This is a genomic window from Pandoraea sp. NPDC087047 (assembly GCF_044745225.1).
Lineage (GTDB): Bacteria > Pseudomonadota > Gammaproteobacteria > Burkholderiales > Burkholderiaceae > Pandoraea.
Genome location: NZ_JBIUZU010000003.1, coordinates 198,941 through 216,017, shown reverse-complemented (window position 1 = coordinate 216,017; position 17,077 = coordinate 198,941). Strand labels below are relative to the sequence as shown.

The following is a 17,077-nucleotide window of genomic DNA, read 5'->3' as shown; positions in this document are numbered from 1 at the left end:
CAGGGTGCGTCGCCATCGCGCGCGCCGCCCCGTCTGCATTCCATGCCATTGGAAACCGGAGCACGATGAACCAACACCTCTATCGTTTGGTCTGGCGGCATTGCCGCGTCGATGTCGTCCCCGCGCCGGAGACGGCGAGACAAAGCGCCGGTGCTCCGGCGTCGCGCGTGCGCCGTGCGCGGCGTAGCGCGTCGCCATTCCTCACTCGCGTTTGCCTCGCCTGCATGGCGCTGCTGGGTGCCGCGGTGCCGATGTCGTCGTGGGCGACCTGCACGGCGGCAGGCAGCGTGGTGACGTGTAGCGGTGCGGCGAACCCGTTGGCGCCGTCGTACGCCAACGCGGCGAACAACTTGCAGGTGAACGTCAACAACGGCGCCGGGATCGGCGTCCTGCTCGGTGTCGGCGGCACCGCCCTAACGCTGACGGGGAACAATGTGACGCTCGTTAATGCCGGCACCGTCGATCCGTCGTTGCTCGGCGGCATCGGGCTGCTTGCGACGGGCACCGTCATCGGCAACGGTAACGCCGGCGGTAGCACGCAGACAGTGACGAACACGGGCACCATGCGCGGCACGGTCGGCATACTCGGCGTGAGCCTGCCGGGACTGACCGGCCTCGCGCTGACGGTGCAGAACGCCACCGGTGGCACCACCACGATCAACAACAGCGGCACCCTCGGCGCCACACCGATCCTGGGCGTGACGCTCACGGGCAACGGCAGCGCACCGGTCGCTGCGGCGTATGGCGGCGGGGCCGTCAACTTCTCCAACACAGGCACCATCCTCGGACGCGTCGCATTTCAGTCGAACGGCGCGGCGGGTGCGGGCAATACGTTCAGCAACGCAGGCACGATCAGCGGCAGCGTCTCGCTCGGAACGAACAGCACAAACACGTTCACGGCGATCACCGGCTCGACGCTCGACGATGGCGGGAGCACCGGCATCGGCGCCCTGCCCGTCACCGGGTTCAATCTCGGTTTTGCCGCAACCGGCGTAGTCGATGGCGGCGCAGGCGGCAACAACTCGCTGGTGCTTCAGAACACCACCAACGACGCCACGGCGACAGGCACCGGCACGCTCAACGGGACAAGCTATGTGAACTTCTCGCAGGCGACGGTGAACGGTGGCACGTGGACGCTCCAGGGGCCGCTCGCCGTCACATCGACAACCCTCAACGGCGGCCTCGCCATCTTCAATAACGCAGGCAGCTTCGGCACCGGTTCGCTCACGATCAACGGCGGCGCCATGCAGGCGGCCGCCACGGGTCTGACGATCGCCCTGCCGGCGACGCTTGGCGCCAACGGGCTGTCCGTCTCAGGTGCCAATCCCCTCACGCTCAGCAATACGGTCAGCGGCATCGGCGGCGTGTCGCTGGCGGGCCCGGGCAGTCTGACGCTCTCCGGCACCAACACGTATGCCGGCGGCACGTCGTTGACAGGCGGCACGCTCATCGCGGGCAACAGCGCGGCATTCGGTAGCGGCGCGATTCAGGTGTCCGGCACGACCGGCGTGCTCGATGCCAATGCGCCGCTCGCGCTTGCGAACCCGATCACCCTCGGCGGCGGCAGCACCTTGACGCTCGGCGGCAGCGTACCGCTGACCCTGTCGACCGCGATCGGGGGCAGCGGCAGTCTGGCCAAGCAGGGCACGCAGACGGTCACGCTCTCGGGAGCCAATACGTTCAGCGGGGGCGTCAACGTCGCCGCGGGCACGCTCGCGTTGTCGGGCGCGGGCACGCTACAGACCGGCGGCACACCGCTCTCGCTCTCGGGCGCTGGCGCCGTCTTCGACATATCGAATGCGAACGGCAACAGAACGATCACGACACTCTCCGGCGTGGGCAACACACAGGTCGTGCTGGGCAGCAACAGCCTGACACTGGGCGACAGCGCGGCGGGGACATTCGCGGGCACGATCAGCGGCACAGGCGGCATCGTCAAGGCGAATGCCGACACGCAAACGCTGAGCGGTACGAACACCTTTACCGGCGGCACGACGATCAACGCGGGCGGGATAGCGCTCGGGGCAGGCGGCTCGCTGTCGCCCGCCGGCGCCGTGTCGCTGGCGGGCAGTAACACCACGTTCGACATCAGTCAGGCCTCGGCGCAAACCATCGGTGCGTTGTCGGGCGCTGCCAACACATCGGTCGCGCTGGGCGCCAATACGCTGACCTTTGGCGATGTAACCAGCCAGACGTTTGCCGGTGTATTCACCGGCGCTGGCGGGGGCATCGTCAAGCAAGGCACGGGCACGGTGACGTTGACTGGCACGAGCACCGCCTCCGGGGGCATCAACGTGCGCGCGGGCACGCTCACGCTCGACGGCGCCTTTGCCAACGCCACGCCGCTCTCACTGAGCAGCGGTGCCGCGACGCTCGATCTCTCCGCGGCAACGGGCATGAATTTCGGGGCGCTGTCCGGCGTTGTCGGGTCGACGGTGCTCATCGGCAATCAGACACTGACCGTCGGCGGCGCGGGCAACTCGACGTTCGGCGGCACGATTTCGGGAACAGGCGGAATCGTCAAGCAAGGCACCGGCTCACTCCTGCTCTCCGGCGCGCAGACCTTCACCGGCGGTATCGATGTCGCAGCGGGACGTCTCGCGCTCCAGGGCAACAATACGCTCGTGGGCAGCAATGTCGTCACGCTGGCCGACGGGGCGACGTTCGACGTCGGCGGTGCCGGGCCGGTCGGCATCGGCGCGTTGAGCGGCACGTCGAACAGCCAGGTCACGCTCGGCAGCAACACCCTCACCCTCGGCGACGCCACGAGCCAGACGTTCGCGGGCAGCATCGGCGGCACGGGCGGCATCGTCAAACAGGGGACGGGCACGCAAACGCTGACCGGGCAAAACGCGTTCACCGGTCAGATCAGCATCAATCAGGGAACGCTGGCACTCGGCGGCACAGGCACGCTTTCCGCCAACCCGATGAGCCTCGCGAGCGGTGCGGTACTGGATATCAGCGGCGGGGAAAACCAGACCATTCGGGCGCTCTCAGGAGCCGCTGGCAGCGTGATCAGTCTCGGCAACAACACGCTGTCGTTCGGGGACGACAGCAATCAGACGTTCGCCGGAACGCTCACCGGGAATGGCGGCGGGATCGTCAAATTCGGTTTGGGTGCGCAGACGATTACCGCACAACAGACGTTTACCGGGAGCATCGTGATCGGTGGCGGCTCACTCGTCATCGGTGCGGGCGGCGGCTTGTCGTCGGAAAACGACGTGACGCTCGGCGACAGTTCAACGTCGCTGGACATCAGCGCCGCCGCGCCACAAACCATTGGCTCGCTGAGCGGGGGTGCCGCGCAGGTGCAACTCGGCGCCAACACGCTCACGTTTGGCGACGACATGGGGGAGACATTCAACGGCAGCATTCACGGCACCGGTGCGCTGGTCAAACAGGGTGCAGGCGTGCAGACGCTGGCGGGCGCCAGCGACTTCACGGGGGGCGTCACTGTCAACACCGGCGGGCTTCAGTTGGGGAATGCCAACGCCGTCGGCACCGGCACGCTCGCCATGGCCAATCAGACCACGCTCGACACCACTCAGGCGCTCACGCTCGGCAACGACATTACGCTCGCCGGCACGTCGACCATTCTCGGCAGCGCCGACCTCACGCTCACTGGCTCGGTGACGGGGAACGGCACGTTGCAGAAAGCGGGCGCCGCAACGTTGACGCTGCAAGGCGCTGGCGACTGGACGGGCGGCACGACCATCAACGACGGCGTGCTCGCCATCGGCAGCGGCGGCTCGCTCGCGTCGCAGGGGGCTGTCGTGCTGAACAGCCCGACGGCGACATTCGACATCAGCGGGGCGTCGGGAGCACAAACCATCGGCGCACTCTCGGGCACCGGCGGCACGGTAACGTTGGGGGCCAACGCCCTGACCTTCGGCGATGCTACCCATCAGACACTGACCGCGACGCTGAGCGGCACGGGAAGTCTCGTCAAACAGGGCACGGGCACGCAAACGCTGACGACATCGCAGACCTATACGGGCGCCATCGACATTGCCGATGGAACGCTCGCGTTGGGCGGCGGCGCGTCGCTTCAGGGAGCGAACCCACTGACGCTTGGCAGCGCGACCAGCGTGTTCGACGTCAGCAGCGGAGGGGCGTCGACCATTGGCGCGCTGACCGGCGTATCGGGCAGCGCCATCTCGCTCGGCGCGCAAACACTCACGCTGAACAACCTCACCAACGCAGCCTACGGCGGCGCGATTCATGGCAGCGGCTCACTCGTCATTGCAGGCTCCGCCGTTCAGACGCTCTCGGGCGCGAGCGATTTTTCCGGTGGCGTGCGCGTCGGCGCAGGAGGAGTGATCGTCGGCAACGATGCGGCGTTGGGGACGGGCGCGGCCACGTTCGGTGCCAACGTCACGCTCGACAGCACGCAGGCGGTCACGCTCGGCAACAGCGCGACGCTGCTCGGCACGCTGACGGTACTCGGGAGCCACAATCTGACGTTGAACGGCGCGCTCTCCGGAAACGGAGGCTTGACCAAAGCGGGCGCGGCAACGCTGACGCTCGGCGGCAGCAACACCTATACCGGGCCGACGTCGATCAACGCGGGCACGCTGGCGCTCGGCGCCGGGGCGTCGCTAAATTCCGCCGGGACCGTGACTGTCGCCAGCGGGGCGACGCTGGACCTCTCGGCGGGTAATGGAACGCAGGTCATCGGCGCCATCGACGGTGCGGGCACGGTCAACATTGGCGCGCTGCTCACCGAGATTGGCGGCGCAGGCAACGACACCTTCAGCGGTAGCCTCACCGGCTCGGGGTCGGTGGTGAAGATCGGCACGGGCACCGAAACGCTCACAGGGCAAAACACCTACACCGGCGGCACCGTCATACAAGCGGGAACGTTGGCGCTGGGCGGCGCGGGCGAGCTCGCTTCAGGCGGTGCCGTCACGCTGAACAACGCGGGTTCGACTTTCGACATCTCGGGGGCCAACGGCCCCGTGACGATCGGTGCACTGTCTGCCGATGCCGGCACACAAATTCAACTCGGCACCAACACGCTGACCTTCGGCGATGCGACGAGCCATACCGTCGCCGCGATCATCAGTGGCAACGGCGGGATCGTCAAACAAGGCAGCGGCGTGACGACGCTGCTCGGCTTGCAGCAATACGCGGACACCACGACGATTGCCGACGGCACGCTCGCGGTGGGTCCGACTGGCAACTTGGGTCCGGGTGCCGTTGTTGCCCTGACCGGTCCGGGAGCGGTGTTCGACATCAGTGCGGCGGGCGGTCTATCGGTGAGGCATCTCTCCGGAACAGGCGGCAGCATCGTCCTCGGGGGCGGCAACCCGCTCACGGTCTTCAACAACGACAACACCACGCTCGCAAGCGTCATTTCGGGCACTGGCGCCCTGAACATGAACGGCAGTGGCACCCTCACGCTGGGCGCGCAGAATACGTTTGCAGGCAACGTCGGTGTGAGCGGCGGCACGCTCGCGCTGGGTGCGGGCGGCACATTGTCGAGCGCCAACGACGTGACGCTCACGTCCGGTGCCACGCTGGATGTAAGCGCCGCCACCGCCCCCGTCATCGGCTCGCTGGGCGGGGTAGCGGGCAGCACCGTCAACACGGGTACGCAGACGCTCACATTGGGCAGTGCGACGAACGCCACCTTCAGCGGCGCGCTCAACGGGACCGGCGGCCTCGTCAAACAAGGCAGCGGAACGCAAACGCTCAACGGCGGTGCCGCGTTGACCGGCGACGTGAGCATCGACGCCGGTACGCTCGCGTTGCGCAACGGAACGCGGCTCGACGGGAATAACGTCACCCTCGATGGCGCGAGCGCAGTCCTCGATATCTCGACAGGCCCCAATCAGACGGCCGCCACGGCGTCCGGTGTCGCGGGCAGTGCGATCAACCTCGGTAACACGGCACTGACGCTTGCCGACGCCTCCGGCAGTGCGCTCGCCTCCGACATCCACGGCGCGGGCGGCAGTCTCGTGAAGCTCGGCAACGGGGAGCAAACGCTGTCGGGCAATAGCGATTTCACCGGTGGCGTGAGCGTGCAGGCGGGCGGCATCGCCGTGGGGAGCAACAGCGCGTTGGGTACGGGAACGGTGAGCTTCGCGGACGGCACGTCGCTCGACGCGACGCAAGCCAGCACGCTCGGCAATCAGATCACGCTGGGCGGCAATCTGAACGTGGTCGGCTCGAACGACCTCACGCTTGACGGCGCCGTCAGCGGCGCAGGCGGCATCACGAAAAACGGCAACGCCACCCTCACGCTCAACGGGCAGAACACCTACGCCGGGGCGACCAACGTCAACGCAGGAACGCTCGCGCTCGGAGCAGGCGCGAGTCTCGATGCCGCAGGTGTCGTCGATGTGCAGACGGGAGCGACCTTCGATCTGTCGGCAGGCAACGGCACGCAGACGTTCGGCGCCCTCACCGGCGGCGGCACCATCAACATGGGTAGCAACACGCTCGAAGTCGGCACCAGTGGCCTGAATGAGATTTACAGCGGTGGTGTCATGGGCAGCGGCAGTCTAGTGAAGGTGGGCGCTGGCACCGAAACGATGACCGGTACGAATACGTTCACCGGTGGCGCCGTGGTGCAGGCGGGAACGCTCGCGCTTGAGGGCGCGGGAACCTTGTCGCCGACTGGCGCCGTCACCTTGCAGAGTCCGGGGGCGACGCTCGATATTTCCGGAGCGAACGGCGACCGCACCATCGGCGCATTCACGGCGCAGGCAGGCACAGACGTCACGCTGGGGAGCAACACGCTGACCTTCGGCGACGCGTCGAGCCACACCGTGAGCGGCACGATCAGCGGCACGGGCGGTATCGTCAAGCAAGGCAGTGGCACGCAGACACTCGTCGGCCAACAGCAATTCACGGGCACGACCACCGTCGCGGACGGCACGCTCGCGCTCGGCGCGACAGGTCAACTGGCGAACGGGGCCAACGTGGCGGTGACGGGAGCCAACGCCACGTTCGATATCGCCGCCGCCGCAAATCAAACGCTCGCCACGCTCGCAGGCACCGGCGGCACGGTGAATCTCGGTAGTAACACGCTGACGTTTGGCGACGCCACCCACCAGACACTGGCGGCGTCCATCGCCGGCGCGGGGGGCATCGTCAAAGCCGGAGCGGGCACGCAAACGCTCACGGGGCAAAACACCTTCTCCGGCGGCATCGACGTGACGAATGGCACCGTCGCCCTCGGCGCGGGCGGCACGCTTTCCGGCGCCAATAACGTGACGCTCGCCAGCGGTACGGCGCTGAACATTTCGCAGGCCACGTCCCCGGTCGTCATCGCGGGGCTCGATGGCACGGCCGGATCGGGGGTGTCGCTCGGCGGGCAGTCTCTCACCCTCGGTGGCACGACGAACAGCACGTTCGGCGGGATCATCGGCGGCACGGGTGGCATCACCAAGCAAGGCGCGGCCACCGTGACGTTAGCGGGCAACAATACGTTCACCGGGACGACATCAGTCACGGGCGGCACGCTGGCGCTCGGCCCGTCGGGCCAATTGAGTCCAGGCGCGGGCCTGACGTTGAGCAATGCCGGGTCGACGCTCGACGCATCGGCATCGTCCGCACCGCTCGCGTTCGCCGCAATCGATGCAGATGCAAACACGCAGCTGGTGCTGGGCAGTGGTGGATTGATCGCCGGCGACAGCGGGAACCATGGGCTCAACGCGACGGTGTCAGGTACCGGCGGATTGGTCAAGAACGGCGGCGGCTCGCTCCGGTTGAGTGCGTCGAACACCTACTCCGGCGGCACAACATTGAACGCGGGGGCATTGAGCATCAGCGGCGCCACCTCACTCGGTAGCGGCAGCCTGGCCGTCAATGGAAGCGGCACGCTCTCGGCGAACACGCCCCTTAACGTACCCGTGACGCTCGGCAACGACATAACACTGAGTCATGGCGCGACGCTCACCGTCACCGGCACCTCGGCGTTCACCCTTGACGGCCCGATCACCGGCAGCGGCGCCCTCTCGCTCGACACGCCGAACAACCTCACGCTCGGCGGAAACAACAGCTATACCGGCGGCACGACCGTCATCGGCGGAAATGTCACCGTCACGTCCCCGACAGGTCTTGGCGGCCCGGCGGCAGGCGGCCTCACGCTCACGGGAGGCAATCTCACCACGCAGGGAATCGACATCACACTCCCCTCGCTGAATGGCACAACCCAAGGCGGCCTCGCGATCGACGGTGGCGCCGTGACGGTGACGTCCGGCAACTTCCCCGGCAGCGTTTCCGGCTCGGGCGGCCTGACGAAAACCGGCAGCGGCACACTCACGCTCGGCGGCCAGAACCCGCTGACCGGCCCCACCACTGTCGCAGGCGGCACGCTCAGCATCGGTGGCCTCGGCAACTCACCGGTGACCGTGCAAAGCGGTGCCACGCTGACGACCCCTGCCCCCGCTGCCGGGGGCACTGGCGGCACCGGCGCAGGGGCACAAACCGGACCGCTGACGGGGGCGAGCGGTAGCCAGATCATTGTCAGTTCGCCCGGTTCGACACTGAGCGTCGGGGGCAATCTCACGTTGGCCCCCGGTTCGACGTTGCAAGTCAACGCAGCGCCCGGCACCGCGCCCAGCCAGGTCAGCGCGACCGGCAGCGCCAGCGTCGGCGGCAGCAATCTCGTCGTCGATGCCGCACCGGGAACGCAACCGGCTGACGCCTCTGGTGCCGTGATCGTCTCTGCGGCGGGCGGTGTCTCCGGGCAGTTCGCGTCGACGTCGACCAACCTCCTCTATCTCACGCCGCAAGTGAGTTACACGCCGACGTCCGTGTTGCTGACGTTTGCGCCAAACGGCACGCCGCTTCCTGCCGGTGCCGTCACGCCGAATCAACGAGCGGCGGCCGCTGCCGTCGCGACACTCGGCGCAGGCAGCGCCCTCTATCAGGCTGCGCTCGGCCTCACCGCAGCCACCGCACCGGCGGCGTTCGCGAGCCTTGATGGAAGTCTGCATGCGTCCGTCGCGTCGATGCTGCTGGGGCAGACGCAGATCGCACGTGACGCCATTTCGCAGCGGCTGCGTGAGAGCCTGTCGCTCGCGCTGGATTGCGACGTCTCGTCGTCGGGGGACGACCTCGCGTCCAGCGGATCGGTGTCATCCGATCGCAACACCGACTGCCGCTCGCAACCTCGCGCGACACAGGCGTGGGCGTCCGTCTACGGCAACGACGGACAGATGCGCAACAAGTCGGTCGCCGACGGTGGCTCGGGCGCATCCACCTTGTATCGACGCGGCATGGGTGTGCTGGCCGGTGTCGACGCGCCGTTCGCCGGGGCATGGCGTGCGGGCGCGTTCGGCGGCCTCGGCCACAGCACGTTCAATACGGGGTCGAGCGCGTCCGGCAACAGCAACGACGCGCAGATCGGTGCCTATGTGAATCGTCGCTTCGGACACCTCGGCGCCACCGTCGGCGGCGCGTATGCGTGGCAGCAAATCAGTTCGCAGCGCGCCATCGCTATCGGCCCCATCGCGCAAACGGCACGGGCGAATTACGACGCTGCCGTCTGGCAGGTCTACGCGGAGGCGGCGTGGCGTCTGGATGCGGGTCGCGTCAGCATCGAACCGTTCGCGAATGTGGCGTACGCCCGCGTGCGCACCAACGCCTTCGACGAGTCCGGCAGCATTGCCGCTCTGCACGCCGACGAGCAATCGCAAGGCGTCACGTTCTCGACGGCGGGTCTGCGCGGCGAACTGCCGTTCGGCCCGGGCTTCGCTGCGTCGGGACGACTGCGTCTTTCGGCCGGCTGGCGTCACGCGTATGGGTCGAACACGCCGGACATGCGTTTGGCGTTCTCCGGCACCTCGGCCGCATTTACGGTGAGTGGTGTGCCGATTGCGCGCGATGCCGCCGTGGTCAGCGCTGGGGTCGACGCCTTCGTCGGCGACGCCGTCACCGTCGGTGTGAGCTACTCCGGCCAGTTCAGCCGCCAGCTCAGTGATAACGCCGTGTTCGGCAACGTCAACTGGCGCTTCTGACAGGAGACTTGCTGCACCGGCAAACCATGGCCATGCTGTCGCGCGCGCCGGCGAGAAACGCAAAGCGCAGAAAGCAGCGCATTGCGGCATGCCAGGGAAAGCGCCGAAGGCCAGCAACGCGAGAGGGCGTTGCCCGCCGAAGCGGGACTCGCCTGCCTCGGCCGCCTCCGGTAAGCTTTCGAGTGTTGCGCGCTCTCGCGCCCACTCCCGGAGGTCGTCCCCCATGCCGTCATCAAAAGTCACTGACGCGGCACCACCGGACAAAGCCACGTCCGCCAGCCCTTCGCACAAGGGCAAAGCCAAGCCCCTCGACATTCACTTCAAACGCGCCTATGACGCCCCCGATCCTGCGGACGGGCAACGCGTGCTCGCCGATCGTCTGTGGCCTCGCGGTCTGGCCAAGGTGAAAGCACACATCGACTTCTGGGCGAAGGACGTCACGCCAAGCACGCCGTTGCGGCAGTGGTTTCACCAAAATCCCGAGCAGTTCGACGGGTTCCGTCAGCGCTATCTCACGGAGCTCGCCGCGCTCGACGCCGATCACAACGCCACGCTCTCGGAATTGCGCACGCGCTTGAGCGACGGTCCGCTCACGTTGCTCACGGCTGCGCATCGACTCGAAGACGGGGACGCCCACACACACCTCCATGTGCTACGCGACTTCCTTTCGTCGCATTAGTCATATTGATGACCCTGAATGGGCGCCTCGATCGCTGCAGCGACGAAGGCGTCGCTATCGCGCCGGCGGCGGACTGTCAGGCAGCCGGATCCGCGCGGCGACGCCTCGAATGCCCTCAACGGGGGCGTCGATCGACAGCGTGACGAGGGCGGCGCCCGCGTCGATAGCGCACGGCGGCGGGTTCATCGGGTGCAACGACGTATCGGGACGCGACACGGCATTCCGCCCCTCAAAACGACGCTGCGCGACGTGGATCCATCGGAAACCCGCGTCACGCCTGGCTTTGCACGGGAGCGGGACGGGGGCTATCGAAATTTGTTATAACGCCAGGGTGCCCCTGCCCCCGTTCGTTCGCGTTGGCCTGTTGACAGGCTGACCTGTCTCGTTCGATGACTCTCTCGTTGCCGCGACGGCAACGTCATGCCTCATGCTCGTTCCGCTGATAGTTGCCTGCGCGCTGTTCATGGAGAACATGGATTCCACCGTGTTGTCCACCTCCTTGCCGTTGATCGCCAAAGATCTCGGCGAGAGCCCGATTACGCTCAAGCTTGCCCTGACGACGTATCTCATCAGCCTCGCGGTCTTCATTCCGATCAGCGGCTGGATCGCCGATCGCTTCGGCACGCGCAACGTCTTTCGCACGGCCATCGGCGTGTTCGTGCTCGGCTCGATCTGCTGCGGCATCTCGACCAACCTGCCGGAACTGGTGATCGCGCGATTCGTGCAAGGCATGGGCGGCGCCATGATGGTGCCGGTCGGACGCCTCGCGCTGCTCAAATCCGTGGAGAAGCGCGACATGGTGCGCGCGCTCAACTACCTCACGATTCCCGCGCTCGTCGGGCCGGTGCTCGGCCCGCCGCTGGGTGGTTTCATCACGACGTACTGGCACTGGCGCTGGATCTTCTTCATCAACATTCCCATCGGCGTGCTCGGCTTCATTCTCGCCACGAAATACATTCCCGATCTTTATGAAGACAAAGTGCCGCCGCTCGACGTCAAGGGTTTCATATTGTCGGGCTTCGGGCTATCGATCCTGATGCTGGGGCTCTCGACCATCGGGCGTCATCTGATTCCAACGCCGCTGGCGCTCGGACTCGTCGCCACCGGCGCGACGTTGCTCGTGGCTTATCTGCGTCACGCCAAGGGTCTCGAACATCCGCTGCTGCGGCTCGATCTATTTCGCATCCCCACGTTCCGCGCCGGTGTCGCCGGCGGCACGCTGTTTCGCATCGGCGTGGGCGCAACGCCATTTCTGCTGCCGCTGATGCTGCAACTCGGCTTCGGCATGACACCCATGGAGTCGGGCGCGCTCACGTTCATCTCGGCTGCGGGCGCCATGTTCATGAAGACGCTATCGCTGCGCATTCTGCAACGCTGGGGCTTTCGCCGGGTGCTGATGACGAACGCGATCGTCGCGGCGGCGACCATCGGCGCTTATGGTCTCTTCACGGACCAGACGTCGCATCTGGTCATTCTCTGCACGCTGCTGTTCGGCGGCTGCTTCCGTTCGCTGCAATTCACGAGCCTGAACGCGATTTCGTATGCGGATGTGCCCGCGCATCGCATGAGTCAGGCGACGAGCCTTGCCAGCGTCGCGCAGCAGTTGTCGCTCACGCTCGGCATTACCATCGGCGCGGCCGTGTTGCAGACGTCGTCCTGGCTACACGGCCGCGATCATGTGACCAACGTCGACTTCCCTTGGTCTTTCCTTGTCGTGGGACTGATCGCCGTGAGCTCGACGATCTCGATCGCTCGCCTCTCGCGCGATGCGGGGAGTGAGCTGGCGCAGCGCAGCTAACGCGCGAGGCGCTTCTCGCAAGCCATCGCGGCAAACAAAAACGCCCGGACCATAATGTCCCGGGCGTTTTTGCGTTTACGGTGTTCTGCATCGATGCCTGCCTCGCATAGTCCACGACTACACGCATCGACGCATCAACGCATCAGTCGATCAACGGAAGATCACCGTCTTGTGACCGTTGAGCAAAATGCGGTGCTCGGCGTGGTAGCGCACGGCGCGCGCGAGCGCCACGCACTCCACGTCGCGACCGATGGCGGTCAGTTGCTCAGGATCCATCGTGTGATCCACGCGCTCGACTTCCTGCTCGATGATCGGACCTTCGTCGAGATCGGACGTCACGTAATGCGCCGTCGCCCCGATCAGCTTCACGCCGCGGTCGAACGCCTGATAGTACGGCTTCGCCCCCTTGAAGCTCGGCAGGAACGAGTGGTGGATATTGATGGCACGGCCGGCGAGCTTCGCGCACAGATCGCTCGAGAGCACCTGCATATAGCGGGCGAGCACCACGAGATCGACGTTGTTGTCTTCGACCAGTTCGAGCACCTTGGCTTCTTGCGCCGCCTTGGACTCGGGCGTCGAATTCATGAGCGGCAGGTGATGGAACGGAATGTTGTAGCTCGCCGCCAGCTGGTAGAAATCCTTGTGGTTCGAGACGATCACGGGGATTTCGACGTTGAGCTGGCCGGTCTTGTAGCGGAACAGCAGATCGTTCAGGCAGTGCCCGATCTTCGAGACCATGAGCATGACGCGCGGCTTGATCGCGGCGTCGACCAGTTCCCACTGCATCCCGAACTGCTCGGCGAGCGGCGCGAAGTCACGCTGCAACGCGGCCAGATCGGTCTGGCCCGGCAGTTGCTGGAAATGCACGCGCATGAAGAAGCCACCCGTGAAGCGATCGTTGAACTGGGCCGAGTCGAGAATGTTGCCGCCGCGCTCGACCAGGAAACCCGCCACCGTGTGAACGATGCCGGGACGGTCCGGGCAGGACAACTTCAGAATGTAGCTATTTTCGATCGGTGCCATGATTGCTCCTGGGCAAAGGCTTGCAATGTCGTTGCAGTGTTGGAATTCGTGGATTCGATTTTTGACCGGGCTTACTCGTCCGCCGGCTTAAACAGCGCCTCGATCCCCGCGCAGTCCCTGGCGCGAATCGCACCTTCACGCAGCAGGAAGTCGAGACTCGCGAGGCTCGCGTCGACAGTCATCTTGCCGCGTGCGATTACGTCGCGTACGTTGCCCGCCGAGCACAGCCAGTGCGCGCTGGCCTCGCCGTCCTGATTCTCGGGGACGAAACCGCGCGGCAGCGCGAGATCGTAGACGAAAATCTGCTCGGACTGCACGCCCTCGGGAATCTCCGCGAGGATGTGCAGCGTGCGTCCCGGACGCGCTTCATTCGCCAGATACGCCGGAATGCCCGCCTCTTCCCAGCACTCCTTGACGAGCGCGTCGCCCACGCCAATGCCGTTACCGATGCCGCCCGCAGCCGTATTGTCGAGACAACCGGGGTCGGTCGCCTTGAACACGCTGCGCCGCGCAAGCCACATCTTCGGCGCTTCGCCGACGAAACGGGCAGGCACGAAACCGTTCACATGCACGGCGAACGTACGCGTGCCGAAAAAGCGCGAGGCCGCGCGTTCGATCCACGCGAGCGGCGTGTCGTAGAGACGCTGACGGATCGCGTAGCGCTCGTTGCGCCAGCCGGTGATGCGCCCCTCGGCCGCCAGCGCTTCGATCACAGGGGTCAGCGCCGCCGTGCGGGCTTCGCACGTGTCGTGACGCGGATGAATACGCACCGCGAGCGAGCTGATCTCGAACACCTCGGGCCAGCGGCACAGCGACTCGACGTCGCTGCGGCGAATCCACCCGTAGCGCTGCGAACCGATCACGAGCGGCAAATGCGCTCTGTCGTCGAAGCGGCGTGCCGCCGCAATACAAGCAAAAGACATACGTCAGGGACCGGACGCGCGCCCGACGCAGGCGCACGAAATCGAAGCAAAAGCGGCATTTTACAGAAGCGGCGGCCAGTCCGCCCGTGTCCGGTGTTGCGGCAAACGTCGACGCCGAGGCGGGCCGCCTGCGCGGCACTCGTGACGGGCGTTGCTGCGGGGCTCGCGGGGGACGCGCGACAAGCCCCCGTCAGGCTTTCACGCGCTCGCCCTTCGGATCGTACAGCGCACGCAGTTGCACCCGTGCGTCGATCAGTTCGCCCGCCAGATCGACCTGATACCGGCCGGCTTCCACGTATTCGGCCGTCACCGGCGCGTCGGGATTCGTGAGAAATGCCAGGCCGACGGGGGCGTCGATCGTGTGACCGAACGCCGCCGAGCAGACGAACCCGACAGGCTGACCATCGCGCAACACCGCCTCGCCGCCCCAAAGCATCCGGTCGCTTGCACCGTCGAGCGCCACACTCACGAGCCGTCGGCTCGCACCCTTCGACTTGGCGCGTTCGACGGCCGTACGTCCCACGAACGCAACACCGCTCGCCAGTTTGCACGCGAACGTCAGCCCCGCTTCGACCGGATTCGTGTCCGGCGTCAGTTCGCGGCCCCAGGCCCGATAGCCCTTCTCGATACGCAGCGAGTCGATGGCGTAGTAGCCCGCATCCTTCAGGCCGAACGCTTCGCCCGCCGCATGCAGTCTCTCGTAGACGCCGACGGCGAATTCAACGGGGACGTACAACTCCCAGCCAAGCTCACCGACGTACGTCAGACGCGTGGCCCGCACCGTCGCGTAACCGAGATCGATCTCACGGCTCGTGCCGAACGGGAACGCCTCGTTGGAGAAGTCGGCCCGGGACACTTGCTGCAACAGCGCACGAGCGTTCGGCCCCATCAACGCGAGCACCGCGTATTGCCCGGTGACGTCGACCACCGTGCAGCGCGGATCGTCGGGCAGACTGGCGATGCGTCGCTCCAGATAGTCCATGTCGCGCGTGGCCTGCGCAGAGCCGGTGACCATCAGGTACTGATCGGGCGCGAGACGCGTGAGTGTGAAGTCCGACTCGTAGCCGCCCCGTTCGTTGAGCATGCCGGTGTAGACGGTGTGTCCGGGCGCGACGGCGACGTCGTTGGTGCACAGCGCCTGCAACACGCGCTCGGCGTCGCGTCCCTTGATGAGCAGCTTCGAGAACGAACTCATGTCGAACAGCGCCACCGCCTCACGGCACGCCCGATGCTCCGCCGCACTCCACGCATGCCAGTTCTGCTGGCCGAAGCGGTACTCGATCTTCGCCTGCGCCGGCGACGGCGCGAAGAAGTTCGGCCGCTCCCATCCCATCTTGCTGCCAAAGCACGCGCCCTTGGCGAGCAGCGTTGCGTACAGCGGCGAGCGGCGGAAAGGCCGTGCGGTATCCAGTTCGCGATTCGGCCACGGCATGGCGTAGTGCAGGCCCAGCGTCTCCTTCACGCGGTCGTGCAGCCAGGTGTCGTTGCCATTGAAGCCCGCAAAGCGGCGAATGTCGACGGGCCAGAGATCCATCGTCGGCTCGCCCGCCACGATCCACTCCGCGAGCGCCATGCCCGCCCCGCCGGCCGACGCGATGCCCATCGAATTGAAACCCGCGCCGACGTAGAAATTTCGCAGCTCGGGCGCTTCGCCGAGCATGAAGTTGTTGTCCGGCGTGAACGACTCCGGTCCGTTGTAGAACTGCCGGATTTGCGCCGTTTCCAGCGCAGGCACGCGTATCAGCGCGTGCTCCATGAGGATCTCGAACTGGTCCCAGTCGTCGGGCAGCAGTTGAAACTCGAAGTTCTCGGGGATGCCGTTCATGCCCCACGGCTTGGCGTTCGGCTCGAAGCCGCCCATCACGAGACCGCCGACTTCTTCCTTGAAGTAGATGTAGCCGTCGGGATCGCGCATGACCGGCAGGTCGGTGTGCACGCCGGCGATCCGCTCCGTGACGATGTAGTAGTGCTCGGCCGAATGCAGCGGCACGCTCACACCGCACATGCGGCCCACGGCTTTGGCCCACTGCCCGGCACAGTTGACGACGATCTCCGCGTCGATGTGTCCGTGCTCGCCGTCCTTGTTTTGCCACGACACGCCCGTCGCCGTGCGAATGCCGTTGGGCGACGCCGTGTGAATCTGCGTGATACGCGTGTTCTCGGCGATGCGCACGCCACGGCTGCGCGCCCCGCGCGCCAGCGCCTGCGTGAGATCGGTCGGGTTGGCCTTGCCGTCGCCGGGCAGCCACACGGCGCCAACGAGATCGTCGGTGCGCATGACCGGCCAGAGTTCGCCCGCCTCGCGCGGCGAGATCACGTCGCACTGCACGCCGTAGGCGCGCGCGATGGCGGCCGTGCGCTTGAGTTGCGTCATGCGCTCGGGGCTGCGCGCCACCGATAGCGAACCGCACTGTTTCCAGCCCGTGCCGAGCCCCGTCTCCGCTTCCAGTTCGCTGTAGAGCTTCGTGGAGTAGCGGATGAGCTTCGTCATGCTTTCCTGCGAGCGCAACTGACCGACCAGCCCCGCCGCGTGCCACGTCGTGCCGCAGGACAACTGTCCCTGCTCCAGCAGAACGACGTCCGTCCAGCCGAGTTTGGCGAGGTGATACGCGACGGAACAACCGACGATGCCGCCGCCGACGATGACGACGCGGGCATGAGTGGGCAAAGCAGAGGTCATGAG

At 66.3% G+C, this 17,077-nt stretch carries 6 protein-coding genes; 3 read left to right on the top strand and 3 right to left on the bottom strand.

Annotated elements, in window-relative coordinates:
- The first annotated feature begins 65 nt into the window (after positions 1 to 65).
- The 3 genes from ACIPHM_RS06520 (at position 66) to ACIPHM_RS06510 (ending at position 12,448) form a co-directional block, all read left to right on the top strand.
- The gene (locus ACIPHM_RS06520; RefSeq protein WP_400325772.1) at positions 66 to 9,971 is read left to right on the top strand and encodes an autotransporter-associated beta strand repeat-containing protein; all 9,906 of its coding nucleotides are present in this window, start codon (positions 66 to 68) and stop codon (positions 9,969 to 9,971) included.
- A 364-nt stretch (positions 9,972 to 10,335) separates the two neighbouring features.
- Complete coding sequence (locus ACIPHM_RS06515; RefSeq protein ID WP_400325769.1) at positions 10,336 to 10,650, top strand: DUF488 domain-containing protein; 315 nt, start codon at positions 10,336 to 10,338, stop codon at positions 10,648 to 10,650.
- 427 nt (positions 10,651 to 11,077) lie between these two features.
- Positions 11,078 to 12,448 carry a DHA2 family efflux MFS transporter permease subunit gene (locus ACIPHM_RS06510; RefSeq protein WP_400325766.1) on the top strand — a complete coding sequence of 457 codons (1,371 nt, stop codon included), beginning with the start codon at positions 11,078 to 11,080 and terminating at the stop codon, positions 12,446 to 12,448.
- 150 nt (positions 12,449 to 12,598) lie between these two features.
- Here ACIPHM_RS06510 and purU read toward each other — a convergent pair whose 3' ends face one another.
- From purU to ACIPHM_RS06495, 3 genes are all read right to left on the bottom strand, one after another.
- Complete coding sequence (gene purU / locus ACIPHM_RS06505) at positions 12,599 to 13,471, bottom strand: formyltetrahydrofolate deformylase (protein ID WP_400325763.1); 873 nt, start codon at positions 13,469 to 13,471, stop codon at positions 12,599 to 12,601.
- A 71-nt stretch (positions 13,472 to 13,542) separates the two neighbouring features.
- Positions 13,543 to 14,394, bottom strand: a complete 852-nt coding sequence (locus ACIPHM_RS06500) for a DUF4743 domain-containing protein (protein ID WP_400325760.1) — start codon at positions 14,392 to 14,394, stop codon at positions 13,543 to 13,545.
- Positions 14,395 to 14,584: 190 nt separating this feature from the next.
- On the bottom strand, positions 14,585 to 17,074 hold the full coding sequence (locus ACIPHM_RS06495) for an FAD-dependent oxidoreductase (protein ID WP_400325757.1): 2,490 nt from the start codon (positions 17,072 to 17,074) through the stop codon (positions 14,585 to 14,587).
- Positions 17,075 to 17,077: the final 3 nt, after the last annotated feature.

Bases quoted from the DNA above. Each gene is read 5' to 3' on its own strand.
- ACIPHM_RS06520 (WP_400325772.1), top strand. From the start codon at position 66: ATGAACCAACACCTCTATCGTTTGGTCTGGCGGCATTGCCGCGTCGAT.
- ACIPHM_RS06510 (WP_400325766.1), top strand. From the start codon at position 11,078: ATGCTCGTTCCGCTGATAGTTGCCTGCGCGCTGTTCATGGAGAACATG.
- purU (WP_400325763.1), bottom strand. From the start codon at position 13,471: ATGGCACCGATCGAAAATAGCTACATTCTGAAGTTGTCCTGCCCGGAC.
- ACIPHM_RS06500 (WP_400325760.1), bottom strand. From the start codon at position 14,394: ATGTCTTTTGCTTGTATTGCGGCGGCACGCCGCTTCGACGACAGAGCG.
- ACIPHM_RS06495 (WP_400325757.1), bottom strand. From the start codon at position 17,074: ATGACCTCTGCTTTGCCCACTCATGCCCGCGTCGTCATCGTCGGCGGC.